Genomic DNA, 26,339 nt, shown 5'->3' on the forward strand with positions numbered 1-26,339 from the left:
AACCTGTCTTGAACGAGACAGGTTTTTTTATGGCCCGGTCTCTGGGCTTATTTTTAAACGTACTAATTACACTTCAATATTATTCACTACTTTAGGGGAAACCAATCGTAACGGTGAGAACTGCTGCTTATGGTGAGATAAAAATAACCCTAGAACTTTAGTTGAATAGTATGGATGACTTGCGAATCGAAAAAATAGAACTTTTTAAAGTACCGCCACGTTGGCTTTTTCTCAAAATAACCACGAAAAGCGGAATCATAGGTTGGGGAGAGCCGGTTGTAGAAGGCAAGGCCGCTACGGTCGAAGCCTGTGTTAACGAATTGTCACAGTACTTTATCGGTCGTTCGGCCAATGATATAGAAGATATTTGGCAGACGCTTTATGGGGGTGGTTTCTACCGCGGCGGGCCTATTCTTATGAGCGCCATTTCAGGGATAGACCAAGCACTTTGGGATATAAAAGGCAAGCACCTTGGTGTTCCGGTATACGATCTTTTAGGGGGGGCGGTACGGAAGAAAATGAAAATGTACTGCTGGATAGGAGGGGATCATCCCGAAGTTGTTCTAGAGCAGGCAAGGGAAAAAGTAGAGCAAGGCTACAAAGCCGTAAAAATGAATGCTACGGGAGCCTTTGCATGGATCGATTCCTTACAGAAAATTAAGACTGTGGCCGATAATATCCGATTGCTTCGGGAGGAGTTTGGCGATACTTTGGATATTGGACTCGATTTTCACGGAAGAATACACAAAGGTATGGTCAAACGTCTGATCGACGAACTGGCGCCTTACAACCCTATGTTTATCGAGGAACCGGTGTTGAGCGAGAATAATGAAGCCTTTGATCATATTTATCCGTATACCAGTATTCCAATAGCAACCGGCGAACGTATGTTTTCCCGTTGGGATTTTAAGGAACTTTTGCATAGGGGAACGGTAGATATCATTCAGCCCGATTTAAGCCATGCCGGGGGAATCTCGGAAGTGCGCAGAATCGCGGCCATGGCGGAAGCTTACGACGTAGCCTTGGCGCCACATTGCCCCTTGGGCCCAGTAGCGCTTGCCTCATGCCTGCATGTTGATTTCAATTCCATAAATGCGGTAATCCAAGAAAGTAGTTTGGGTATTCATTACAACAAAGGTTTTGATCTGTTGGATTATATGGACAACCCCGAAGTGTTCGATGTAAAGGATGGCTATATAGAACTCCTGAAAAAACCGGGCCTTGGGGTAGAAATCAACGAAGAGAAGTTGAGGGAAGGCCAGAAAATTGGTCATAACTGGGCCAATCCTGTCTGGAGAAATGAAGACGGTAGTTTTGCCGAATGGTAAGAAATAATAACTTAAATATCAGTTTTAGAATGATTTAGTACTTAAATTAATCCAACTTTAACCAACCACCTATGCTTTATCTTGTAGCTTTAATTTGTGCCCTGACCTTTATAATCATGGGCATTGTCCGATGGAAAATCCATCCGTTTTTTGTGCTTTTACTGGCTGCCATTGGCTACGGATTCATCACCGGAATGGGCGTAGAGGCTATTATAGACTCCGTAAACAACGGTTTTGGTAGCATCATGGGCAAAATCGGACTTATTATTTTCTTTGGTGTGGCCATAGGCACCGTACTCGAAAAATCAGGAGGGGCTATGGTCATTGCTACGCGTATGATCCAGCTTATTGGCGAGAAATCCATTCACTTGGCCATGATGCTAACCGGCTATCTTCTTTCAATTCCCGTTTTTGCCGATAGTGCCTTTATTATTATGAATTCATTGAACAAGGCCCTTTCCGAAAAGGCCAAGGTTTCTTATGCCGGTACTACCGCGGCCTTGGCATTGGGCCTGACCGCCACCCACGTCATGGTACCGCCGACACCCGGACCAATTGCCGCGGCCGGTATTTTGAATGCGGAATTGGGGAGTGTTATATTATGGGGATTGATCGTTAGCTCCTTGTCTTTGGTTAGCTGCTATTTTTTTGCGACCAAAATAGCTTCCAAAGTACATGTGCCCATCCGGATGGAAGTTGCTCCCGATGTGGTACATCGACCCAAATTATCGCTTTCCCTGTTGTGTATTATAGTACCGATTATTCTGATCGTTTTAAAATCGATTTTTGATTACCCCGAACTTCGTATGACAGGCATGGCGGTATATCCGGTCATTGCTTTTTTGGGTACTCCTGTAATAGCATTGCTGATAGGGGTGGCTTTGTCTTTATTGCTTCCTGAGAAATTAGATGCCCAAGTCTATTCAGCAACAGGTTGGTTGGGCGATTCGTTGCGTATTGCGGCACCTATTATTTTAATTACGGGCGCAGGGGGCATTTTTGGTGCCATGCTTCAAAACTCGGGTTTCGCCGAGTTGATTACCGAAAGCTTTTCGGGTATGTCCATAGGTTTATTTTTTCCTTTTTTGTTGGCAGCTTGTTTGAAGACTACCCAAGGTTCCTCTACCGTGGCCTTGATAACAACGGCTTCCATTGTCGCACCTATGATGCCCGCCTTGGGCCTAGATGAAACTTTTATGAAAACGATGACGGTTTTGGCCATTGGGGCCGGTTCTACCGTAGTTTCACACGCCAACGATAGCTTCTTTTGGGTGTTTACCACATTAACGGGAATGGATGTCAAGCAAGGAAACCAGATACAGACGGTTGGAACCTTGGTATTAGGTACCTCGGCCATGACCTTGATATTCTGTATTTCACAACTCATGGGCTAGGTTTCAGGGGATAATCGATTTTAAATAAATTGGACATGAAAAAAATTTTTGTAATTGTTTTAGTGATGGGGCTTCACACCGCACTTGTTTCACAAGAAAGGGAAGACCGTTTTTCTGTTGAAATTCTAGATAGTGAGGCATTACAGCTTATAGATGCGAATGCCAAAATTGAAGTTATAGGAAGTGGGTTTACATGGACGGAAGGCCCCTTGTGGATTGCGGATGGCGATTACCTCCTGTTTTCCGACATCCCGAACAATACCGTGTTTAAGATCGATGCCTTAGGAAATACTAGCGAATACCTCAAGCCGTCAGGTTATTTGGGTAAAAGCGATTACGGGGCGGAGCCTGGTTCGAACGGATTGCTGTTGAGCCCGAAAGGAGAGCTTGTGTTGATGCAGCACGGGGAACGACGGGTAGCCAAAATGAAAAGTGGGTTGAACGCTCCTAAGGCAGATTACGAAGCAATTGCCGATTCATTTGAAGGAAAGCGCTTTAACAGCCCGAATGACGGTGTTTTCGATGCCGAGGGGAATCTCTATTTTACCGATCCGCCATATGGGTTGCCCCAACAGATGGACGACCCCCAAAAAGAACTCGATTTTCAAGGGGTGTATTGTTTGAAAAACACAGGGGAAATCGTTTTGGTAGATAAATTATCAAGACCGAATGGCATTGCGGTAAGTCCCGATGCTTCCAAATTGTACGTGGCGGTTTCCAATCCCGAACACGCCGTATGGTACCAGTACGATATTTTAGCGACGGGAAGGGTCGAAAACAAAAGGATTTTTTACGACTTAACCCCAATGGTAGGTCAGGAAGGGCAACAAGGCCTGCCCGATGGTATGAAAATGCACAGCAAAGGCTATCTGTTTGCTACGGGACCCGGTGGGGTTTGGATTTTTAATGAATCGGGAAAACCGGTGGCCAAAATCCATACCGGTGAAAAAACGGCGAATTGTGCTTTCGGAAAAGGTGAAAAAATACTCTACCTGACGGCCGATGATTATATATTTAAGGTTTCGCTTAAATAAAACGTGATATCTATTTATACAAAAGCCCCCCGGAACGTCGGGGGGCTTCGTAGTTGGGAATACTTGCGGGCTATACTAAGTCATTGACTATTTTGGCCCATTTTTCGGCGGTTTGCAGCTCTCCGTTCAGTTGTAGGTTATTATGGCTGTTGAAAAGCTCAAAAACGACATTGCGACGGTCGGCCGGACGGGTAGTGAAAACCAGTTCGATTCGTTCGATGACCTGCTCTACCTTTCCTTTATTTCGGAACGTCTTTCCAATTCTAGAGGCTTTGCATGACTTTACGTCTTTCAGGTCTACCGAAAGTTTTTCAGAGGCGTCCCTTTCTTCCTTATAGAAAAAAACAACCTTTTTATTGGTGTCCATTCCTATTATAAAATCGCCCAAATACTCGTGTTCGTGTATTTTGCAGTTTTCTTGTTCCGCAAAATCGCTTAGGGAACGGAGCATTGCTTTTTCTTTTTTCTTGACACTTCTGGTAACCAAAACAAAGGGGATTACACATACTAATACGGATATGGCCCCGACAAGGGACGTACCTAAATCTAAATTCATTTTTTTAAGTTTTTAAATGGATAAATGGGGCAGTGCGTGGAGCAAGCCCGATGGTAATGGGTCAAATCAAAGATTTGACATGGGGTACTTAAAAAAAAGGATTTACCAGAAGTAATGAAAAGGGAATATCATATCCGATTTTCGATAAGAAATAAGCAAGTTTCTCGAAAAACGGGTGTATTGGGTGAGTTTGCTTTCAAAGGTGCGCTCACTGGCTTTGAAATAGCCCGAAAACTTGTCCGGACCTTCAAGCCAATCAGCGGAGTTGCTCGATGGGTTGTCTATCGTTGTTTCCGATTCGGAGGTATGGCAGTAAAGTTTGGCCGATACCGTAGAGATAGATTCCTTATGGGCATGGCCCGGGTTTTCTACCGAAAGGGTCTGATCGGTATTTAGCCCCATGCCGATGGCACAGCAATAAATTGCCGTCAGCACAAATAAACCAAATACCTTTTTAACCGATTTCATTCGGCAAAGGTAAAACTATATTGGTTTGTAGATGTTAAAAAAAACTAATGATTTAGGCATTCTTGAACAGCGTTCAATCCTTCCATGTTGTCGGAAAGTACGACCAAGGTATCGCCTTGTTGAATTTCGGTGGTCCCTTTGGGGGTAATGTAAACATCGTCTCGTTTGATCATGGCAATGATGGCGTTCTTGGGAAAGTTTAAATCGACGATTTTTTTGTTGACCGAAGAGCATTGGGCCCCAATGGTGATTTCCTTCATGACCGCCTTGGGTATTTCGGCGAGGAACTTCTCTTTTTCGTAAATACGCTTGGCCTTTTCGGGAAGGCCAACGTGTAGCCATTTTGCAACAATGGCCAAGGTCGTACCTTGTATAAGGACCGAGGTCACCGAAATAAAGAAAACGATATTGAAAATGATATGCGCCTTGTCGATGCCCGCCAATAGGGGGTAGGTGGCAAACACGATGGGTACGGCTCCCCGAAGACCTACCCATGAAATATAGAAGCGCCTACGGAGTTTCATTTTAATGAACATTAGGCTAATGAATACACCTATAGGTCTCGCTATAAAAATCAAGAACAGTGAGATGGTGAGGCCGATGCCGATATAAGGTACCACATGACTGGGGAAGACCAAAAGCCCTAGTGTAAGGAAGAGCACGATCTGCATCAGCCAGGCCAGACCATCGAACATACGAAAGATGGTTTTTTTGTGGATGAGATCTTGATTCCCCAAATAAACGGCGCAAATATAGATGGCCAAAAACCCGTTTCCTCCTATAAAATCGGTTGCCGAAAAGGTAATAAACATCATGGTGATGACCAGTACGGGGTAAAGCCCTTCAAAATCTAATCTTATCTTGTTGATGACCAGCTTGCTCAACTTGCCAAAACCGAAACCTGCCGCGCCACCAAGAATCATCTGTTGTAAAAACAAGGGAACTATAGAGGCCAGTCCTTGATTTTGGTTCACGACCAAGGAAAGAAAGGCAATGGTAAGTACATAGGCCATGGGGTCGTTACTGCCACTTTCGAGTTCCAGGGTCGGTCTAAGGTTGGTTTTGAGGGCGAGGCTTTTTCCCCGTAGAATAGAGAAAACCGCAGCGGCGTCGGTAGAGGAGACTATGGAGCCTAGTAGTAAACTTTCATAAATGGTAAAATCGGTGACATAGTATACAAATACACCTAATGAGACCGCGGTGAGCAATACGCCCAGGGTCGAAAGCAAGATACCTTCTTTGAGAATGGGCTTTACGGCAGGCCAACTGGTATCAAGGCCTCCCGCGAACAAAATAAAATTCAGCGAAACCACACCGATGAATTGGGCGATTTTGGGATCGTCGAATACAATACCACCTATGCCCTCCGATCCGGCCAACATTCCGATGCCCAGGAAAAGTAGCAAGGTAGGTACCCCAAATTTGTACGAGGTTTTACCTACGACAATACTAATAAAGAGTAATAAAGAGCCAATTAAGACAATATTTTCGATAGTAAGATTCATTCGCTTTGCATGCTTAAAAAATATCTGTGCAAGATATTGTTTCTAGGTAAGGAAATCAATCAAAAATAGCGGCGAGTTACCATTAATATCAATAAAAATTGGCTTGAAATAATGTAAAAATGCCATTACCATCGTGAAGCCATGAACTTGGTTCGCTAACAATGGTAATGGCACATCCGAAAGGATCTATGAAACTACGTTTTCGGTTTTTTTATAATACTTCTTTCGCAGCCAAAACGAAACCCGAACCAGCAAAATAAGGGCGGGAACTTCTACCAAGGGCCCGATAACCCCGGCAAAGGCCTGGCCTGAATTTAATCCGAAGACGGCTATGGCAACCGCAATGGCCAGTTCAAAGTTGTTTCCGGCGGCGGTAAAGGCCACGGAAGTGGTTTTGTCATATGTGGCCCCCGTGGCTTTTGTAACGAAGAAACCTATGATAAACATAAGCGCAAAATAAATGAGCAAGGGTACGGCAATGATGAGTACATCCATAGGAATTTCAACGATCAGCTCGCCTTTTAAGGAAAACATGACCACGATGGTAAACAGAAGGGCGATCAAGGTCATGGGAGATACGGTAGGGATAAACTTTTTTGAGTACCATTCCTCTCCTTTTAAACGTACGAGAATAGAGCGGCTCAATATGCCCAGAACGAAGGGTATGCCTAGGTATATGGCAACACTTTCGGCAATGGTGGCAATTGAAATGTCAACAATGGCCCCGTCAAAACCAAAATAGGGGGGTAGTACGGTAATAAAGATATAGGCATAAAAACTATAGGCGAACACCTGAAAGATACTGTTCAGTGCCACAAGTCCGGCCCCATATTCACTACTGCCATCGGCGAGGTCGTTCCAAACCAGTACCATGGCGATGCACCGTGCCAAGCCGATCAAAATTAGCCCGACCATATATTCCGGATAATCTTGAAGAAAGGTAATGGCCAGCAAAAACATAAGAACGGGCCCTATGATCCAGTTGAGTACCAATGAAATGGATAAAATCTTGATATTTCTAAAAACCTTGGGGAGTAGGGCGTAATTTACCTTGGCCAAGGGCGGGTACATCATTAGGATGAGGCCGATGGCAATAGGTATATTGGTCGTTCCACTGCTTGCGGAATTTATCAGGTCGGGAAGCTGGGGAAAAAAATTGCCGATAGCGACACCGAGTATCATGGCGGCAAATATCCAAAGCGTGAGGTAGCTATCTAAAAAACTTAACTTTTTAGCCATTTTTAGGGGTTATTTTTGAGAAAACAAAAAACAGTTCGGTAGCAATTTGAATACTCCTTTCATGGTACTTTTCTGCCTGCTGTGGGGTGTTGTCGAAAACTTTTGGGTCTTCGAATGTGATGGGAATCCGTTTTTCGGCACCCGCAATAAATGGGCAGCCACCATCGGCCTGACTGCAGGTCATAATGGCCGCAAAATTGGATTGGGGGTTAAAATCGTCATCCAAGGTTTTTGAAAAACAAATAACAGGATGCTCGTTGGGGGCATATTTAATGCTGTAAACGGGATTTTTGTCATCGGATCTTCTTACCACATCGAAACCGGTATTGCCCAGTGTTTCGGCCGCCATGGGAAACAAAGCCGTGGCTTCCGTTCCTCCGGAATAGCAAAAAACGTTCTTGATATTGAAATGATAGGCCATGGCCTGTGCCCAGACTTGCGAAAGGTGGCTTCTGCGAGAGTTGTGGGTGCAAATAAAATTCAGGCGTATGGTTTCATCGGCATCTACCTTGCCCTGGATAAAATCGATTAGGGGTTGCAATACCGTTTTTCGCGCATCGGAAATAGAACCCGTTTGCAGGGAGGCAATGGTGTTCTCAATTTTTTCAAAAGTTTTCATTAAAATATGTTTAGTTGGAAATTTAGGAGAAACGCTTAACAACACCCGCTTTTAGGGTCACAAGAACTCCCTTGTCCCAAGTCGGAAAATTGTAGTTTCGGTTTTTCGGTAGGAATGCCACAGTTTTCCTTGGCCAAGCAATCCGTTTGTTTGGTCGTTAACAAGAAGTTGGTGCCGTCAAAATCCAAACCGAATTTGCCGATGGTATCCCCTTGGTATTCGACCTCGATTTCAAGGTCACCTATGCCCAAGGTCTTTTCGGAAAGCTCAATAATGTGCAATAGTTTTTCAGGGTGTAGTCTGTGGTCGTAGTCGTTGGCGTTCCAGAGTTGAAAATTTACGACCTCTTCGTTGCGCACGGTGCCCCCGCAATCTATAAAGTGTTTGGTGATTTTACCTATTTCCGTTACGTGAAAGTGGCTCGGTACCAATTCCCCATTGGGAAGTTGAAAGGCTATTTTCTCTAATTTAGAAAGTTCTGATTTGATTTCTGATAGTTTCATAATCTATTTTTTATTTATTGTAATTTTACGATTAAGCAGTTCAAATTTTTTTAGCAACAATTTGATTTTGGAAGGTCTTGATCCAAGAATTTGAACATGACTTCCTTCATTTGGGTCCAGTTTTCCTTATGGATGCAATAACAAACGCTGGTTCCTTCAACGGTGCCTTTTATAAGGCCTAGGTTCTTGAGTTCTTTCAAATGCTGTGAAATGGTCGGTTGTGCCAATCCTATTTCATTTACCAGGTCGCCACAGACACAGGCGTTTATTTTAAATAAATGTTCAAGTATGGCTACCCGTGCCGGATGCCCGAAAACCTTTGCATAGAGTGCAATCTCATTTTGAAGGTCTGTGAATATTTCGGTTTTGGCGAGTCCCATACTTTTGTATTTGTATATTGCAATATTACGATTAATAAAAGTACGGAATTAAGTTCGGGGCGATTTTAACAGAATTTTTATTTTCAAAGGTGTTACGGTTAAATTTTCAAAAGGCAGTTGAGTCGTATGGAATTCCCTTTGTCGTCATCGGTAACCAAGGAGAGTCTCAGCTTGCCATCGGGAGTTTTTTCGGCCACGGTGACCGATTCTACTTTTAGGGGAGTGTCGTTGTTCGGTATGGCCGCAACTCCGTATTTTTTCGAAAAAGTATTGTTGACAATAGGAATGGCCCCGATAAAGCTTCCTGCAATCTGGCCATCGTTATAGGCTGTTCCTGTTTTTTCTACGGATGCGGTAAAGAGAACTAGGTTTTCCTCTTCCAAGATAGTGGCTCCTGAAAAGCCTGACTCAAAACCATCGATCTGCGGTAGTTTATAAACTAGGGCCTGAGGTTTGGAAAAAGTTTTTCTTCCTTCCAAATAATCGAGCAAATCGGAATAATCAAAGATGAAAATTACGTTTTTGCCCCTATTGAAGAGATAAATATTCTCATGGTAGAGGGCTACGCCCTCAATGTTCAGGTGGGCGCCATCTAGGGCGTGGTGCTTTCTTAAATGGTCGTAGAATTCCGAAACCTGATAGGTACTTACATTGATACTATCGTTTAAGGTAATGTGCAAAAAAATATCCCTTTCAGGAGATTTTGCCCCAGAACCAAAAGCTAGAATCTCGTTTTCGTTAACACTTTCCAAGGCTTCAAAATCGGGTTTTTTAACCTTGTCGAGCCTATTTCCGTCTAAGAGCTCCGTGGAATAGATGAGCGATTTGTCAAGTACGCGTCCGTCTTCGTCGACCTTGAAGAGGTAGGGGGAGTCGTCACCTATTACGAAAAATTTGTCACCGGCCTTTGTGATGCCGGACGCGCTAGGTACATTTTCGAGTAAGGTGGTATCTATGACTTCTAGTTCCAGAAGAGGCCTGTTGCAGGTGGTCGCAATAGTTAGGAGTAAGGAAATAAAGGCTATTTTCATTAGCTATGTTTCTTGGTGAAAATGGAAATATCAGTCTACATAACTAATGGCCCATCTGGGTTCACCTTTTTGTTATCCGGGCAAATTTAGCTATTTGTATAAAAACAATACCCCTTCGGGCAAGGGTTTGATCGATCTATCTTGCAATTGCGGAACGGAACTTACTTGTTTTTGATATGATAGAACAACAATTCGACCGAGTCACCTGGCAAACGTATGGTTCCGTTTTGGCGAAGGCCAAGTTTAGAGAGTAATCGTTGTGAAGCTTTGTTATCTATTCTCGTAATGGCGGATAGCTCTTCAAGGTGAAAGATGTTGAAAGCCATTTCTTTTAGCTTGAGTGCGGCTTCAAAGGCATATCCTTTTTTCGCATATTCGGGTAGAAAAGCAAACCCGATATCGATACAGGGTAGGCCATCCCGTTTGTATAGACCGCAAGATCCGACTTTGGCGCCATCGGAGGTTCGAATTACGGTATAGTTGCCATAACCTAGCTTTTCGAACTGAGGCCTTATTTTGGTATTGATATAGGTTTGGGCATCGTTTACCGTATATACCTTTCTATCGCCAATATATTTGATCCAACCTGGGGAATTAAAGAGTTCATGGATAAAGATTGCGTCTTCCACGGTGGTCGGTTTTAAGTTTAATCTTTCGGTGTTAAATGCCATGGTAGTTTTGTAGGAATAAAGTGTAAAAAATGAACGTTTTTTAATTCGTTGTTTTTTCTTTTTTCTTGGTATCGGTGTATTTTTGTTAAATTTCCTTGGTGGGTTCTGGTCCGTGCCGTCCCAAAGTGCTTTTTTTTCGTATAACCTTTAGAGAGGAGTAGGTTTAAATCGAAACTCCCATTAAACCAAATCGATATAGAATACCGAATAATGTCTAAAAGTAGTAAAATTGAGAGTAGAGGGGGGGTGATTATCATGATTATAGTGGCATTATTGGCCGTTATGGAGGTGGTAAATAGCAAGTTGGAAGAAAAGATTGCCAGCTCTAATTACAAGTATGTCAGTTATTCAAATTGGTACAATGCAAAGAGTATCAAGCAGATATTAAAAGAAAACCAGCGAGATTATCTAGAATCGTTGCGGAGTGCAGGTCTGGTGGAAGATGAGAAAATGGATCAGCTAGATTTCAGGATAGAGATGACCAACGACCTGATCCGCAAATACGAAGAGGAAAAAACCGAAATACTATTGGGTTCCGATAATATTCCCCGTTCGGCCTGGTCGCAAGACCTTGATGGTGAAATGGGAAAAATAGTTGGGCTCCGCGCTTGGGAGGAGGTAGGTATCTCCAATCGAAAGCTAGTGGCGCAAATCGATATCGGAATACTTTTTCTTCAGATCAGTATTCTCTTTGGTGTTCTAGGCATGATCATTCATGATAACCGTAGATTGCAAGAGGTCTTTACAGGGCTGATGATAGCCTCGGGCTTTATAGGGCTTGCGGTCAGTATATACGGGTATTATTCCCTATTGTAAATCATTTTTTTTAATGAATTCGCCCTAGCACGGATTACCTGATGGGCCACCATGCTTCGGTTTGGGTCTCCGATAAAGTATAGGGCACTCCTAACTTGGGGAAGGTGACCTCCAAACCTTTTTCCTTGGCCGTATTTTTAAAGATTGTGGCAGGTTCTGTCCAGTCGTGTTGCGCCAAGGCGAATCCCGCCCAGTGTACGGGCATGGCTTTTTTTACTTGTGCGTCAAGTGCCGCCTGAACGCTTTCTTCGGGAAACATATGGATCTGTCGCCATTTTTCATTGTATTGTCCCGCTTCCATAAAGCCAAAATCGAAGGGCCCCAGCTTTCTTCCGATCGTTTTAAAGTGATTGCCATAGCCACCGTCACCACTGAACCAAATATTGAGATTTTCTGATTTAAAGGCCCATCCGCCCCAAAGTGATTTGGCCCTATCGGTCAGTCCCCTTCCCGAGAAGTGCCTGCTTGGGGTAAAGGTGATTTGAATGTCGGCATAGGAGGTGTTGTTCCACCAGTCGAATTCCGTAATTAGGCCAGGGTCTATGCCCCAAGCGATCAAATGGCGTTTGACGCCAAGGGCTACATAATAGTTTTTGGTCTTGTTTTTTAATTTTTGAATGCTGTCATAATCGAGGTGGTCATAATGATCATGGCTTAGTAGCATCAGGTCGATTTCTGGGAAATCGTCGATGAGCGCCAATGCGTTTTCTGAAAAGCGTTTGGTCTTGAACGGGGCGATAGGGGATGCATTGGGGCCCAACATAGGATCTATTAATATAGTCTTGGCGTTCATCCGTATCAAAAGGGCCGAATGTCCGTACCAAATGTAGTTGAAGTCGGCGCCTTCCCGTAAAAAGGATGCTTTGTTGAACGGGGCTATGGGGAGGGGCGTGGCAGGTTCCCTTTTTTCTTTGTCGGTAAACTGTCGGTATAGAAGTTTGGGTATGTCCCAAAAGCTGATGGACATTCCTGTGTCTTCCAGGTTTTGAAACTTGCCTTCTTTCCAGTTTTCCGATTGACCGTACCGCTTAATGAGGGTGTCGGTCAATTGGCCACCAAATTGTTTTCTAAAGTTTTTCAAGTAGTCGTATTGAGGGAGTCAATATAATCATTTCGGGGCTAATCGACCATGAAAAGGGCATTGGAAAAGAGGAGTTTCCCGTTTTCCCAAAAACCTCTGAACAAGGGGTTGTCTACCATGTAGACCAACTGTCCCGAGCCATATTTTTCTACTCCGAAGACCAATGTTTCGGCAATTTTTTGTTGGGCATCGCTACCGGCAAAACCGGCTACGGGTTCAATGTTGTTGCCGTCGAGATAGGCTACGGTGCCTTTGTTGAGGTATGCATAGGCATCGCCCCCCAGTTTAAGGCTAAAGTAAATGTCGTCATACCCATAGGCCAAAGGGTGTGTGTTGTTTATTCTGGTTTTGAAAATGGCCCCTGTTATTTCATTCTTGATTTGCTCCCTTTGATCATGGTCATAGACCGGTATGGGGGCTATGCTGTCTTTCTTGATGTTTTTGGGCTTGAGCTGAAGCGTTTTGTCTTTTGCAAAATCTTTTAGGGCACTTCCCATTGCTATTAATTTACCGCCATCCCTTACCCATTGTTTGAGGCTTTTCATTCGGGCTGGGTTTAAAAATTGACTGTACGGCTTACCGCTGGGCAGGATCAAAATGTCGTATTCGGAAAGATCAACGGTATTGAAGTAGTCGCTATTGAGCACGCTTACCGGGTACTGTAGCTGTTGTTCGAAAAAATACCAGATTTCACCAAAGTTCAGGGTAGAGGTGGGCTTGCCCGAAAGCAGTGCCACCTTTGCCTTTTTTAGGGGCTGTACCGAATGCGAACCAAAATCTTTTCCCCCGTCAACAAAACCGGTAGAGGTAGGGTATATCACCTTTTGGTGCCTTAAGGCTTTGGATCGTAAGCTGTCCAAGAAATCCGGAAGGTTTTTATTGTCCGATTTGGTAATGATAAGAGTGCCTCGGTCGTAAGAAACACCATCCATAACAAAGGGGTTTTGGGCATAACGGACCTTAATATTGCTATTGAGCAGGTCGGCCAAGAATCGGGCATCGCTAAAGCTGTTCCATTTTATAAGAAAGGCGTACGACTTGCTTGAGAGTTCTTCTAAGTTTAGGGCATCGAATTTGTTCCGGTCCGTTGTGGTTTGTGCGGCAACCTTGGTTTCCGAAGCAATGGCATTAAGTCCATAGGCATAGGGCAAAGACCATGCGGTAATATCATAGGTCAGGGAGTCGCTCAATTTTGTATTGGGTTCAAAGAGTACTTTTACCAGGGTTCCCTTTTTTTGATCGGAATTGACTACTAAGGCATTATTGTCGATTTTTACCGAGCCGTTCTTGCCTAAAACATAGTTGAAACCCTTTGCGGTCTTGTCGGTGGCCCATCCGTATTCGATTTCGTGCTTGGTCAGTAATTCGGTCAAGGCCTTCAGTTTGTCGGGGTTGCCGTTCAGTACATAACTTTTGTACTTAAAGTCCTTGGGCTGGTAGAATTTTTTGAATTCTTGGTTTAAGCGAACCGCGTTCTGTGATGCGATTTCAAGGGTCGATAGTCCCGTGGTATGGTGGTGAAGGATCCTGTCCTTCAAGGTTAACGTATCGCCTGTTCCTGTTCGTACGCCTAGGCCCGCGCTACCGCTACCGCCTTGTTCGTACGTCATGCCGATACTTCCGTTGTAGGTAGGGAAGGTATCTCCATAGCTTGGGTACAATAGGTCGAAGACTTCCTTGGTAAAATAAAACCATCCGTTCGCATCAAAATATTTTGCGTGGTTTTTGCCTACGGTCGTTTGAAATTCCCGCTGAAAATCGGTAATCACTTCGTGAAAAGGTTCCGCCGCGGGGGCGAAATAATACGGACTGTCCACACCTTGTTCGTGGAAATCGACGTGTACATGTGGCAGCCATTTGTTGTAGACCTTTATACGTTGCCTGCTCTCAATTTGTGTAAGCCATGCCCAATCTCGGTTCAGGTCGAACATATAGTGGTTGGGCCTACCGTTTAGCCAAGGTTCGTGATGCTCCGCACTGTTGGGGTCTATGGTGTAGGGCGAATTTTTATATTGATTGTACCAGTTTACATATCGATCGCGACCGTCAGGGTTGACACATGGGTCTATAATGACCAAGGTGTTTTCTAAATATTCCTCTTTCTGGGTCAATAGTTCGTACACGGTTTTCATAGAGGCTTCCGTGCTTACGCTTTCATTGCCGTGTACGTTATAGCTCATCCATACGATAGCAATGTTGGGCTCCCCTTTTCCTTCGGTGTTCTTTAGGTGTTCCAGCCTGATTTTTTCACGGCTTTTCATGTTCTTGGCCGTTGATATATAGGCCAAGATCAGCGGTCTGCCTTCGTTGGTTTCCCCGTAATTTTCAAGTTGTACGCGAGAGGGATCGTTTTCCGCGAGATACGAATAATAGTCGACTACACGGTGATGTGGGGTAAATCGCGTACCCAGCTCATAACCTAAAAAATCTGACGGAGCCTTTAAATTCTGTGCATGAGAGCTTAGACAGGTGCAAATGAACAAGAGGGAAATGAAAAATCTCATATAGCGAATGTTTCCTAAGGATGCTATCAAAGCTACTGATTATTGGCCGTATATGGTAAGTTTTTCCATTAGTGGTACGAAAAACAGGTTGAAGTAATTAACGTATTTTTAGGAAGCCGCATTGGCGAAGAGTTTTATATTTACACCCTTATGGAAATTGACTGTTTACCTTTTTACAAAACCGGCTATTTTACCGAATTTATTTGCGATTATCTTGCTGAAGAACCGCAGGTGCGAAATTTTTACCATCGGTTTCCGAACCTGGATAATTTTGAGGCCCAAATAGCCGAGAAGGCGACGAGTTTTCCCGATGGGAACAGGGAAGTGCTCTATGAGGCGCTCCAAAAACAGTACAAGGGTTTCGAGGTTACCGATGCGACCCGAACACATCTTAAAAAATTAAAGGAACCTATTACTTTTACCGTGGTGACCGGGCATCAGTTGAATCTTTTTACCGGGCCATTGTACTTTCTTTACAAGATCGTTTCTACCATAAACCTGACAAAGGAGCTTAAAACGGCCTATCCGAAATATAACTTTGTTCCCGTCTATTGGATGGCTACGGAGGACCATGATTTTGAGGAAATCAACTACTTTAACTTCCGAGGGAAAAAATTAAAATGGAACAGAACGGCCTCGGGCGCCGTAGGGCATTTAGATACGAAGGGCCTTGATGAAATTTTTGAGGCATTTTCAAATCAAATAGGCAACAGTGCCAATGCCAAGGCGCTAAAGGAGCTATTTAGAAAATCGTATTTGGGGCATAATAATTTGGCCGAGGCCACGCGCTATTTGGCAAATGAACTCTTTGGAAAGGAAGGTCTGGTCATTGTGGATGGCGATGATAGAAATTTAAAAAGCCTTTTGCTTCCTTATGCCGAGAAAGATATCTTCGACCAATTGGCCTATAAAAAGGTTTCGGAAACCATAACAGGCTTTGAGGCCCTTGATAAAAAATATGGGGTACAGGTCAATCCGCGTGAAATCAACTATTTCTATCTGAAAGACGGACTCCGTGAACGTATCGTAGAACAGAACGGGGCTTATTTCGTAAACGATACCGAAATCCGTTTTACAAAGGAAGAACTACAAAAAGAATTAAAAGCGTATCCTGAGCGGTTCTCGCCCAATGTCATTGCGCGTCCCTTATATCAGGAAGTTATTTTGCCTAATCTTTGTTATATCGGGGGAGGAGGGGAAATAGCCTATTGGCTGGAACTCAAGACTATGTTCGAGGCCATGCAGGTGCCGTTCCCGGTTTTGTTGCTTAGGAATTCGGCCTTGGTGATTAGCGACAAACAAAAGGGAAAGCTTGAAAAAATGAATCTTTCGGTAGCCGATATTTTTTTAAGGCAAAGCAGTTTTATCAATAAAAAAATAAGGGAAATATCGAATATCGATATCGACTTTACGCCTCAAAAACAATATTTGGAAGAGCAGTTCAAGGCCATGTACGATTTGGCCGAACAGACCGATGCTTCTTTTCTAGGCGCCGTAAAGGCCCAGGAAGTAAAGCAAAAGAAAGGCCTTGAAAATCTTGAAAAACGATTGCTGCAAGCGCAAAAACGCAAGCTAAAAGACCATGTCATGCGCATGACGGAAATCCAAAACGAACTCTTTCCGAATAAATCATTGCAAGAGCGTAACGTGAACTTTTCTGAACTATATCTCGAACTGGGCGAAGATTTGATTCCGATGCTCTTAGAGGCTTTAAAGCCTTTGCAACTGGAGTTTACGGTCATTAAGGTGTAGCCCTTGAAGGCTTAAGGAGCCAAGAATTTTCCGGACCAAGATCCATCGGTTTTTGAAAACAGTACCCTTATATGCTTAGGTTGCCTCACTTTGAGGTATTCAATACTCGTAGGCTCGATTTTTATGGCGCAGAAGTAATGCTCGTTTAGGTATTCTACGGATCCAGGGTTTTCGATAGGGCTTCCGGGGGCTAGGTGGGTGGTGTAGTCTTTTTTGTTGCTATCCGGCACGGTACTCCAATAGGTTTTTAATAAGTCGGTATCCGTAATTATCGATGCCTTTCCTTTTAAACCAATCTGCAATAGGTTCTTTGGGTGGTAGAACAACAAGCTTACGGTTCCGTTTTTTTCTATATCCTTGACTTTTTGCGAGCGCCTATCCGTATAAAACACCACATCTAGATTGTCGTTGAAGTGCCTAAAGACCACGGTCCGTTGGCTCGGGTGGTCCGATTCATCGGTAGTGGCCAGTGTAAAAAAACGAAACGGATGTCCTATTTCGGTTATTCCTTTTTTTATTTCGTCTAGGGTTTCATCCCAGTAAATAGAGGTCATGGGCGTGCTTTTGAATAAAAGTAGAAAAAACTTTTAAAAAGAGGTAGGGTATTTCATGAGTAGGGTGTTATTAATAAAAAATGCTATGAAAAAGTTTATTAATTAAACCGTTTCATGTGTTTAGGTTGGTTTTTTTGATTTTGATGAAAAGTCCGGGTTTGGTATCCCGGACTTTTACTTTTTTAAGGGGTCGTCGCTAATTCGTATTCAATTACTTTTTCGGTAAGTTGGTAACCGGCAAAAACGCCTATACCACCATCACCCTCAATATTGTTAGGCGCTATGCTGTATTCTACGAAGGGGTTGCCGTCGTTGAAGTCATTTAGAAAGGATGCGCGCAGGTTCGAATAAAGTATTTCTTCAACATTTGTTACTTGCAGGGTTATTTTTACGCTGACCGCCTCATCTGGAAAACCGTATGAAAAAGTAGCGTACCGGCTTATGGTCTCTCCATCGCCAATGGCATCGGTTAAAAAGCTGTTTAATTCAAAATCCAAAGGAAAGTAACTGACTTGTTCACCTTCTTTTAATTCTGCCGTGGCACCTATGATGTAGTGGTTTTTCTCGTTGGCGAAATCTTGAAAAGCTATATCCAGAATATAATCTTGGTAAAACTCATTTTTTTCGCCTAGCGTTATCTTTTCCGTAATTGAGGGTATTTTTTTAGGGATGTGGCAGGTTGAGGTAAAGTCCTTGCCTTTGGCGGAAACCTGTAGAAAATATGTGCCGCCTTCGATTACATCAAACGCTGTGGCCGCTACTTGGTAATTTTTTCTCTCGGGATTATAGGTGAGTTCGACCGCATTGTTTTCTTCGTCACTAATAACGACCCGTGCATCTTTGATGATGAATTTTTCGATATCGGCCAAGGGGTCGTTCGAGTCTATGGGCGTTCCTACCGCGGCTGTGGTGGTCGATACATGGACGGAAAGTAAGGTGTCTGCGGGCGAGATGTAACCTACGATATAAGTGCGGTCTTCTTCATTGAGCAGTTCGTCTGCGTCTACCGGATCTTGACATGCACTACACAGCAAAGCCAATACGAAACTTATTTGAATGTACTTGCTCATGGTTTAGAATTTAAAGGTGTAATTGATCGACGGGATTAATATGAGTACCGATGTCCGGGTCAATTGTTTTTCGATTGGGGCATCGGGGTCGTAACTGTCATTGTCTTTATTGTCGATGGTATAGATGAACGGATTCTTTCTAGCATAGGCATTGTATAGGGAAAAGCCCCAAATACGCTCTCGGTCTTTCTTTTTCTTTTTGTGGAATTGTACCCCGAGATCTAACCGATGGCTGGTCTCTCCGCGAAAATTGTTGCGTTGGGTGGTGAAATTTTCCATTCCCGTATAGTTGTTGTAAACCCCGGTGTTGATAATAGGGAAGTCAACAGGGTTGGCAATGTGCTGTTGGTTGGGCAAGGTGTAGTTGTTTCCGGTCGATAGTACCCATGTTCCCGATAGGGTGATTTTTTCGTTCGGCTTATAAATACCTACTAAGGATATATCGTGCCTACGGTCGTAACGGTCGTAGAATTTTTGGCCCAAATTCAATTCATCGAACTGTCGTTCAGACCATGATAAGGTATAGCCGAGCCAGCCTGTGAGCGGGCCTGTTTGTTTTCTAAGGAGTATTTCGGCCCCGTAGGCCCAACCTTGTCCTGAAGTAATGTTTTCCTCCCAGTTGCTGTTTTTTCCCGTCTCGAGGTCGTCGATAGCTAAAAAGGAGGCCCCTTCCTTGTAGGCGATAACGTCATCCAAGGTCTTGTAATAGCCTTCGAGGGTAATTGAATAGTCTTTGTCGAAGAAGTCTTTGGCAACGCCCACAGCGAAATGCTGCGAGGTCTGGGGCTTTATGTTGTCGGTAGATGAGACCCATAAATCCGTTGGCAGTCCTATGCCCGAGCTCGATAAGAGGTGGATGTACTGGTTCATTCGCGAATATGAAGCCTTAAAGGCAAGGTCGGTTTTCATGTTGTAAGACAATGCCAGTCTAGGTTCGGGATTTACATAGTGCTTGTCCTTATAGTTGAAATAACTCAGTCTGAGTCCAGGGGATAGGCTTAATTTATCGGTCAATTTCCAATCGTCCTCTACGTAAACTGCGCCTTCAAAAGAGTTCAGTTCTTGTTCTTTGTCGATGTTAGGGTTAAATTCATCTTTGAGCAACAGCCGTTGTGGTGTAAAGTTGTGTATGGTGGCGTTGGCCCCAAATCGAATGGTGTGTTGGCTGTTGGGGTAATAATCAAAATCGGTCTTTAACGTATAGTCGTTAATGCCCGAGCTGCTCTTGAACTCGTACTTCTGGTCTTCAAAATCTTCCTCTATCAATATTTTGAACTTGTAATTGCTGAAAATCAACGAGGTATTGGAGAACAGCTTATTGTTGAATTGGTGGTTCCAGCGAAGGGTAGAGGTAATATTTCCCCATTGTAACCGTGATTTGTCCCTGTCCCCATCTTCATAGACACTGTTGTCGTAGAATTTGTCCTGTCCGAAATAGTTGCTCCAGAACAATTTGTCCTTTGGGCTGAAGATGTGATGGATCTTAAAATTAAAATCGGTAAAGTAATACCCTGTTCTATTGCCCTTTTCACTATCAATAAAGGGGCGGGCCATAATATCTGCATAGGTGCGCCGGCCACTGGCAATAAAAGAGGTCTTTCCTTTATTAATGGGCCCCTCGAGCAAAGCCGAAGACGAGATAAGGCCAATATTTACCTTACCGGAAAGCTTCTCTTTGTTTCCGTCTTTCATATCCAATTTGATGACAGAGGACAGCCGCCCTCCAAAGCGTGCCGGAAAACCACCTTTGAACGCTTCTACCGATTTTATGGCATCACCGTTAAAGACCGAGAAAAAGCCAAATAGGTGGTTGGAGTTGTAAACAACGGCATCGTCTAAGATAATTAGGTTTTGGTCGGGCGTGCCTCCTCGGACAAAGAAACCGGAACTACCTTCCGATCCCCCTTGAATACCCGGCATCAGTTGCAGGGTCTTCATTGCGTCTTTTTCGCCCAGTAGTGCCGGTATGTCTTGGATGTCGGCAGGGTTGATCTGCACTTTGCTCATTTGGGTGACCTTACTTTCCTTTATCCTTTCATCGGCGGTAACCACTACTTCCTCAAGATTTTGGGTAGATGGTTTCAGGGCTATGGATAGTATCTGGTCTTCCGATAAGTTGATTTGCCGTTTTTCGTTTCCGTACCCGATATATGAAATGATGACTTCGTGATTTCCTTCGGGAAGGGTCAAAGAGAAAAAACCATAGTCATTTGTAGTGGTGCCCAGTTTTAATTCGGGCACATATACGGAAACGCCCAAGAGATGTTCGCCGCTGCCACTTTCGGTAACATATCCGCTAATGGTGTATTTCTCTTTGTCTTGGTCAGGGGGTAGATAGTTGTTCTTGATAACGAAGGCTAGCCTTCGATTTTTATGAATGCCATTTTCGACCGGGGAAGGAGGGTGGCTTGTTTTGGCATGGCCTTGTTGAAAAAGAACTAGAAAAAATGAGGTAAAGCAGATTGCTTTTTTCAAGATATGTTCGTTTTTTGATTGATGGAAATACTACTTTTAAACACTGATGAAATGTTTTTGTAGTGGTAAATTCTTACGCAAGAAAGTTATTATCTTTAAGGCAGGCTGTTAATGAAACGATAAATAATTTGGCGTACAAAATGGCTCTTATAAGGAAAAGGTTTTTTGGGAGGGATGAAGTGGCGGGCTTTCGTTTTAGGAGGAAAAATGATCTTGATTTACCTGTTTTAATACAATTTAACATTTTGTAGGAATAAATTTAAAGATTTAAAAACCAGTTATTTGATTGTTTTTATATGAAGTTTTAAATTATGATTTGTGTTTTTGCTTTAAATTTGATTTTTGAAACGAAATCCTAGGGAGATTCATTGAAAAAATATTGTAAATGGACTCCTTTAAAAAAATGTAAGATTGAAATAAATCATTTTTTTTATGGTCTCGATCGGGTGTTTTTTGGGAAATGCCCCTTTGTTTTTTGTGATGGTTTGGGGTGTGTTTCAAGGTCGTACCCGATTTATTAAAGACGATTGTTAAAAAACGGATTATAATTATCACAAAAGAGTCTTTTCGAGAAAGTGGAATTTCCTATTTTTGGCCATGCAAAACAACGTCCTTATACTCGATTTCGGTTCTCAGTACACACAACTCATTGCTAGAAGGGTTAGAGAACTCAATATTTTCTGTGAAATAAAGCCTTATAACAAGCTTCCTGATGATTTATCGTCGTACAAAGCGGTAATCTTATCGGGGTCGCCCTTTTCGGTACGTGCCGATGATGCGCCACATCCCGATTTGTCGCAAATCAGGGGCAAAAAGCCGCTATTGGCCGTTTGTTACGGGGCCCAATACCTTGCCCATTTCGGCGGGGGTAATGTTGCGCCTTCCAATACAAGGGAGTATGGTCGGGCAAATCTGTCGTATATAAAACCTGATGAAGCTTTCTTTGAAGGGGTTTCGGAAGGGAGTCAAGTGTGGATGAGCCATAGTGATACCATTCAGAAGCTCCCGGAAAAAGGAGTGGTCTTGGCCAGTACGCACGATGTAGAACATGCTGCGTATAAGATTGAAGACGAGAGTACTTACGCCATACAGTTCCACCCAGAGGTTTATCATTCCAAAGATGGAAAGAAAATATTGGAAAACTTTTTGGTGAACATCGCCGGCCTTGAACAAACTTGGACCCCGGATGCATTTGTAGATATGACCGTTTCCGAGTTGAAACAAAAAATAGGAGACGACAAGGTAGTGCTTGGTTTGTCGGGTGGGGTTGATTCTACCGTGGCGGCAGTGCTTCTGCACAAGGCTATCGGAAAGAACCTGTATTGCATATTCGTAAATAACGGCCTGTTGAGAAAGAACGAATTTCAAGATGTTCTGGATCAATACGAACATATGGGGTTGAACGTTAAAGGGGTTGATGCTTCGGCACGCTTTTTGGATGCCCTTGCAGGGGAAAGCGATCCTGAAAAGAAACGAAAGATTATCGGAAAGGTGTTTATCGATGTGTTCGATGATGAGGCCCACTTGGTGAAAGATGTAAAATGGTTGGCGCAGGGTACCATATACCCTGATGTTATTGAATCGGTTTCGGCAACGGGAGGTCCGTCCGCAACCATCAAAAGCCACCACAATGTAGGGGGCTTGCCTGATTTTATGAAACTCGAGGTGGTGGAGCCGCTAAAAATGTTGTTTAAGGATGAAGTCCGAAGGGTCGGTAAGAGTATGGGTATCGATGATGAGCGTCTAGGGCGCCATCCCTTCCCAGGACCAGGATTGGCCATTCGTATACTAGGGGATATAACCCGGGAGAAGGTGGCCATTTTGCAAGAAGTAGACCATATTTTTATCCAAGGATTACGCGATTGGGGACTTTATGACAAGGTTTGGCAGGCCGGGGCCATGCTTTTGCCCGTAAATAGTGTAGGCGTAATGGGAGATGAGCGTACTTATGAAAAATGCGTAGCTTTGCGGGCTGTAGAAAGTACCGATGGTATGACCGCCGACTGGGTGAATTTGCCATACGAGTTCTTGCAAAAGACGTCAAACGATATTATCAACAAAGTGCCGGGCGTGAACAGGGTCGTATATGACATAAGTTCAAAACCGCCCGCAACCATTGAATGGGAATAGATATGAATCAGTTTTTAAAAATAGGCTTTACGCTTCTATTATTCGTTTTTGTGGGCTGTAAGGCTTCTGCGCAGAAGTTTACTACACATGCCGTAAAAAAGGGTGAGACCTTGGTGAGTATCGCCAAACAATATCGTGTGGATACCGAAACCATCCTTAAGCTGAACAAAGAGATAAAAGATGGCGACAATTTAAGGGTCAATACCATCTTGGTCATTCCAAAAGACGGTAAGGCTAAGGCCGTTGCGGAACAGTCTACCGTAAAAACGGCAAGTAGTTCGGTGCAAAACAATAAGGGGGAGACCCAAGAAGAGCCCATTGGTTTTACTTCTTATACCGTAAAGAAAAGGGAGACCCTTTATAGTATCGCAAAGCGATTTCATATTGGTACGGAAGACATCAAAAAGTACAATCCTGAGCTGTATTCTTCGCAGTTGAAGCGAAAAATGACTTTAAAAATTCCTAAATACAAAAGGGTGAAACCCGAAGATGTTTTGGAAATCAATGAAGACGATTTTGAAACGTACACGGTATTGCCCAAGGAGACAAGGTGGAGCATCGCCTATAAATACGGAATTACCGTAGATAGTATGGAGGTCTTGAACCCGGAACTTTCAAAGGCTAACGACTATTTGGCGGTAGGGCAAGAGCTAAAGCTTCCTAAAATAGCAGGTAGTACGGTCGAGAACCAAGAAACACAATTGTATTTGTCCTATACCGTTCCACCAAAAATGAATTTCTTCCAACTGGAACAAAAATTCGGGGTAAAGTCCGATGAGGTGGTTCGTTTGAATCCTGAGATTCAGGAAAGGGGCGGACTCAAAGAAGGTATGGTCATCCGTATTCCCCAGAAAAAAATAGCAAGTGGCGAAATCAATACGGAGAACTACAACTTTTACGAGGTAAAGCCGAAGCAAACAGAATTTTCGCTTACCCGTAAATTCGGTATTAGTTACAAGGAGCTTTTAGAGTTGAACCCAGACTTGGCCCAAGGATTGAAAGCAGGTATGGTCTTGAAATTGCCGAAAGACCAGAAGGGCGATTTTGAAATACGCAATTCCTTGGTTCTTGATAAGATCAATCTCATTGACAGTATTAATGTTCAAAACAGGCCTAAGCTCATGTTTCTTTTACCTTTTAGGTTAGACAAGCTCGATTTGTCCGATAAGGATCGTGTGGCGAATACTATCGATAAACGAAATAGTCTAAAATACAGTTTGGGTCTTTATTCAGGGGCCTTGGTGGCATTAGACTCCATTGCCGACCTAGGGGTATCGGTAGACGTGAAAACATTCGATAACCAATTGAGCCTTGAGAAGACCAAGGAAATCTTACAGAAAGAAAACCTGGCTTCGTACAGTGCGATTGTCGGACCTTTGGATGTGCCATCCTTAAAAGAGGCCGCGGTTCGCGCGGGTGGTAAACGAGTGCCGCTTGTAGCGCCCATACCGGCAAAGAGTGATTTAAGTCTTGCGAACGTGTTTTTCTCCTATACTTCTGAAGAATTGTTGCGGGAGCGGATGATAGGCTATACCCTGGAAAAGCGTACCGATCAGCATATAATTGTTATAGCCGACGATAAAAACCAAGGGGTCAAAGGTCAATTATTGGCCACCTTTGCCGATGCCGATACGTTGAAAGTGACCCAAGAGGAGAAAAACATCGGGATCAATATTGATAAACTGACCCGATTATTAAGTGATAAAACCGAAAACTGGGTATTTGTTGAGACCGATAATTTCAAGTTGGTTTCCAGTGTAACCTCTATTTTGAATTCATTGAATACCGAAGAGGTTAAAGTGCGCATGTTTACCACGGATAAGAATAGTGCCTTCGATAACGAGGTGATCAGTAATGCCCACTTGTCGAATCTTCGTTTTACCTATCCGTCAGTGTACAAGGCTGTGTCTGCCGATGCTTTTTTCAAGCGCTATGAAAAGCGCTTTGGAAGTGCTCCGGATCGTTATGCCGTTCGCGGTTTTGACCTAACCTTTGATCTTTTGCTTCGGTTGGCCTATAAGAACAATCTTATGGAGGCTTCAAAAACGGTGGGAGAGACCGAGTACTCGGGAAACAAGTTTGATTATGAGCGCAATGGTGCTTCTGGTTATTTTAACCGATCTTCATATATCCTTACCATGGAAGACCTTCGTATAAAGGAAGCGGAATAAAATTCGGGGCAACCCCGAATTTTATTTCTTTTTTGAAAGTCGTATCGCTAACTTGGGGCGAGCATTTTTACGAATTATAACCCCTTGTTTGATTATGACTTCAAAAGTTACCTATAACGGAGATTTAAGAACTACATGTGAGCACCTGCGGTCAGGTGATTCTTTTATTACGGATGCCCCTGTGGACAATAATGGTCTGGGCCAAGCTTTTTCGCCTACCGATACCGTTGCTACCGGTTTGGGGAGTTGTATGATTACCATGATGGGTATTAAGGCCAAAGGCTTGGAGGTCGACCTTAAGGGGTCTACTGTCGACATCAAGAAGCATATGGCCGCCGGACCAAGACGGATTTCAAAAATTGAAGCTAAATTGGTTTTGCCTTCCAATGTGTCCGACAAGAACCGGAAGATATTGGAGAATACCGCATTGACATGTCCTGTGCTTTACAGTTTACATCCAGATATAGAAAAGGCAATTACATTTCATTGGGAGCTTTAAAACACTTTGTTTGGGCAGTATGTCTTCTGGGTTTCGGTATGGTCTTTTCCCAAGAGGAGGAGGTAATCGTCTGGGATGCGGATAGAAAACTTCAGTGGTCCGATTTTAAGGGGAGTTATTTTAAGACCGAATGGGCCGCCGCAACTACGGCCAGTGGAATTAGTTATTCGTTTACGTCTTTTACAAAAGAAGGGCGGCTGTATCTTGATTTTGTGGTACAAAGCGAGTTTTATCCCAAAAAATCATGGTATCGCCCAGAATTGTGCGATTCTATTATTCTGGGGCACGAGCAATTGCATTTTGATATATCGGAACTCTATGCCCGGAAAATGCGAAAACGACTGGCGCAGACCCAATTTACAATGAATGCCAAGGCTGAGGTTCGGGCCATTTATAGGGCCATCTTAAAAGAGTTGGGCAACTTTCAGAACAAATATGATCGGGAAACCAATTTTTCCAGAAATTTAGAAAAGCAAGTACTCTGGAATAGGCGGATCAAAGCCGCCCTAAAAGAAGAAAAGCCTTCCCGTAATTAAATATGGGAAGGCTTTTTTATGGT

Annotated in this window: 23 protein-coding genes; 9 read left to right on the plus strand and 14 right to left on the minus strand. The window is 43.5% G+C overall.

Going from position 1 to position 26,339, the window contains the following annotated elements; translation table 11 throughout:
• Positions 1–179: 179 nt before the first annotated feature.
• The 3 genes from dgoD to B4Q04_RS18590 all read left to right on the plus strand — a co-directional run bounded on the left by dgoD (position 180) and on the right by B4Q04_RS18590 (position 3,756).
• Positions 180–1,328 carry a galactonate dehydratase gene (dgoD, locus tag B4Q04_RS18580; protein WP_410543978.1) on the plus strand — a complete coding sequence of 383 codons (1,149 nt, stop codon included), beginning with the start codon at positions 180–182 and terminating at the stop codon, positions 1,326–1,328.
• A 71-nt stretch (positions 1,329–1,399) separates the two neighbouring features.
• Positions 1,400–2,722 carry a GntP family permease gene (locus B4Q04_RS18585; RefSeq protein ID WP_088697691.1) on the plus strand — a complete coding sequence of 441 codons (1,323 nt, stop codon included), beginning with the start codon at positions 1,400–1,402 and terminating at the stop codon, positions 2,720–2,722.
• Positions 2,723–2,757: 35 nt separating this feature from the next.
• On the plus strand, positions 2,758–3,756 hold the full coding sequence (locus tag B4Q04_RS18590; protein ID WP_088697692.1) for an SMP-30/gluconolactonase/LRE family protein: 999 nt from the start codon (positions 2,758–2,760) through the stop codon (positions 3,754–3,756).
• 70 nt (positions 3,757–3,826) lie between these two features.
• On the opposite strand, the gene B4Q04_RS18595 is transcribed toward B4Q04_RS18590, so the two are convergent.
• The 9 genes from B4Q04_RS18595 to B4Q04_RS18635 all read right to left on the minus strand — a co-directional run bounded on the left by B4Q04_RS18595 (position 3,827) and on the right by B4Q04_RS18635 (position 10,728).
• On the minus strand, positions 3,827–4,312 hold the full coding sequence (locus tag B4Q04_RS18595) for a hypothetical protein (protein WP_013991969.1): 486 nt from the start codon (positions 4,310–4,312) through the stop codon (positions 3,827–3,829).
• 102 nt (positions 4,313–4,414) lie between these two features.
• The gene (locus B4Q04_RS18600) at positions 4,415–4,780 is read right to left on the minus strand and encodes a hypothetical protein (protein WP_088697693.1); all 366 of its coding nucleotides are present in this window, start codon (positions 4,778–4,780) and stop codon (positions 4,415–4,417) included.
• A 44-nt stretch (positions 4,781–4,824) separates the two neighbouring features.
• Entirely contained in the window at positions 4,825–6,285 is a 1,461-nt protein-coding gene (locus B4Q04_RS18605; RefSeq protein ID WP_088697694.1) for a potassium/proton antiporter, read from the minus strand.
• A gap of 186 nt (positions 6,286–6,471) precedes the next feature.
• The gene (arsB, locus tag B4Q04_RS18610) at positions 6,472–7,524 is read right to left on the minus strand and encodes an ACR3 family arsenite efflux transporter (protein ID WP_013991966.1); all 1,053 of its coding nucleotides are present in this window, start codon (positions 7,522–7,524) and stop codon (positions 6,472–6,474) included.
• Entirely contained in the window at positions 7,517–8,143 is a 627-nt protein-coding gene (locus tag B4Q04_RS18615; RefSeq protein WP_088697695.1) for a low molecular weight phosphatase family protein, read from the minus strand. The genes arsB and B4Q04_RS18615 overlap by 8 nt, the downstream gene beginning before the upstream one ends.
• 35 nt (positions 8,144–8,178) lie before the next feature.
• Positions 8,179–8,646 carry a DUF6428 family protein gene (locus B4Q04_RS18620; RefSeq protein WP_013991964.1) on the minus strand — a complete coding sequence of 156 codons (468 nt, stop codon included), beginning with the start codon at positions 8,644–8,646 and terminating at the stop codon, positions 8,179–8,181.
• A 50-nt stretch (positions 8,647–8,696) separates the two neighbouring features.
• Complete coding sequence (locus B4Q04_RS18625; RefSeq protein WP_013991963.1) at positions 8,697–9,026, minus strand: ArsR/SmtB family transcription factor; 330 nt, start codon at positions 9,024–9,026, stop codon at positions 8,697–8,699.
• A gap of 98 nt (positions 9,027–9,124) precedes the next feature.
• The gene (locus B4Q04_RS18630) at positions 9,125–10,057 is read right to left on the minus strand and encodes a DUF6929 family protein (protein WP_088697696.1); all 933 of its coding nucleotides are present in this window, start codon (positions 10,055–10,057) and stop codon (positions 9,125–9,127) included.
• A 161-nt stretch (positions 10,058–10,218) separates the two neighbouring features.
• The gene (locus B4Q04_RS18635) at positions 10,219–10,728 is read right to left on the minus strand and encodes a GNAT family N-acetyltransferase (RefSeq protein ID WP_013991961.1); all 510 of its coding nucleotides are present in this window, start codon (positions 10,726–10,728) and stop codon (positions 10,219–10,221) included.
• Between the two features lie 210 nt (positions 10,729–10,938).
• Between B4Q04_RS18635 and B4Q04_RS18640 the strand changes: the two genes are divergently transcribed.
• Positions 10,939–11,544, plus strand: a complete 606-nt coding sequence (locus tag B4Q04_RS18640; RefSeq protein ID WP_013991960.1) for a DUF4337 family protein — start codon at positions 10,939–10,941, stop codon at positions 11,542–11,544.
• A gap of 34 nt (positions 11,545–11,578) precedes the next feature.
• Here the strand turns inward: B4Q04_RS18640 and B4Q04_RS18645 are convergent, their stop codons facing one another.
• Together B4Q04_RS18645 and B4Q04_RS18650 are read right to left on the minus strand one after the other, a co-directional pair.
• Complete coding sequence (locus B4Q04_RS18645) at positions 11,579–12,625, minus strand: MBL fold metallo-hydrolase (protein WP_088697697.1); 1,047 nt, start codon at positions 12,623–12,625, stop codon at positions 11,579–11,581.
• Between the two features lie 38 nt (positions 12,626–12,663).
• On the minus strand, positions 12,664–15,129 hold the full coding sequence (locus B4Q04_RS18650) for a M14 family metallopeptidase (RefSeq protein ID WP_088697698.1): 2,466 nt from the start codon (positions 15,127–15,129) through the stop codon (positions 12,664–12,666).
• A gap of 150 nt (positions 15,130–15,279) precedes the next feature.
• Here B4Q04_RS18650 and bshC point away from each other — a divergent pair, with 150 nt between their 5' ends.
• A complete protein-coding gene (gene bshC / locus B4Q04_RS18655; RefSeq protein ID WP_088697699.1) occupies positions 15,280–16,881 on the plus strand; it encodes a bacillithiol biosynthesis cysteine-adding enzyme BshC in 1,602 nt (533 codons plus the stop codon).
• An 11-nt stretch (positions 16,882–16,892) separates the two neighbouring features.
• Here the strand turns inward: bshC and B4Q04_RS18660 are convergent, their stop codons facing one another.
• The 3 genes from B4Q04_RS18660 to B4Q04_RS18670 form a co-directional block, all read right to left on the minus strand.
• Complete coding sequence (locus B4Q04_RS18660) at positions 16,893–17,435, minus strand: pyridoxamine 5'-phosphate oxidase family protein (protein WP_013991956.1); 543 nt, start codon at positions 17,433–17,435, stop codon at positions 16,893–16,895.
• Positions 17,436–17,617: 182 nt separating this feature from the next.
• On the minus strand, positions 17,618–18,505 hold the full coding sequence (locus tag B4Q04_RS18665; protein WP_088697700.1) for a DUF4249 family protein: 888 nt from the start codon (positions 18,503–18,505) through the stop codon (positions 17,618–17,620).
• 3 nt (positions 18,506–18,508) lie between these two features.
• A complete protein-coding gene (locus tag B4Q04_RS18670) occupies positions 18,509–20,980 on the minus strand; it encodes a TonB-dependent receptor (protein WP_236631048.1) in 2,472 nt (823 codons plus the stop codon).
• A 597-nt stretch (positions 20,981–21,577) separates the two neighbouring features.
• On the opposite strand from B4Q04_RS18670, the gene guaA reads away from it, so the two are divergent.
• The 4 genes from guaA (at position 21,578) to B4Q04_RS18695 (ending at position 26,316) form a co-directional block, all read left to right on the plus strand.
• Positions 21,578–23,110, plus strand: a complete 1,533-nt coding sequence (guaA, locus tag B4Q04_RS18680) for a glutamine-hydrolyzing GMP synthase (protein ID WP_013991951.1) — start codon at positions 21,578–21,580, stop codon at positions 23,108–23,110.
• A 2-nt stretch (positions 23,111–23,112) separates the two neighbouring features.
• Positions 23,113–25,281 (plus strand): LysM peptidoglycan-binding domain-containing protein, encoded by a 2,169-nt coding sequence (locus tag B4Q04_RS18685; protein ID WP_013991950.1) that lies wholly within the window; start codon positions 23,113–23,115, stop codon positions 25,279–25,281.
• A 94-nt stretch (positions 25,282–25,375) separates the two neighbouring features.
• A complete protein-coding gene (locus B4Q04_RS18690; protein ID WP_088697702.1) occupies positions 25,376–25,780 on the plus strand; it encodes an OsmC family protein in 405 nt (134 codons plus the stop codon).
• A complete protein-coding gene (locus tag B4Q04_RS18695) occupies positions 25,768–26,316 on the plus strand; it encodes a DUF922 domain-containing protein (protein WP_236631049.1) in 549 nt (182 codons plus the stop codon). The genes B4Q04_RS18690 and B4Q04_RS18695 overlap by 13 nt, the downstream gene beginning before the upstream one ends.
• The last annotated feature ends 23 nt before the right edge of the window (positions 26,317–26,339 follow it).

The sequence above is a fragment of the Zobellia sp. OII3 genome, from assembly GCF_002211465.1.
Taxonomy (GTDB): domain Bacteria; phylum Bacteroidota; class Bacteroidia; order Flavobacteriales; family Flavobacteriaceae; genus Zobellia; species Zobellia galactanivorans.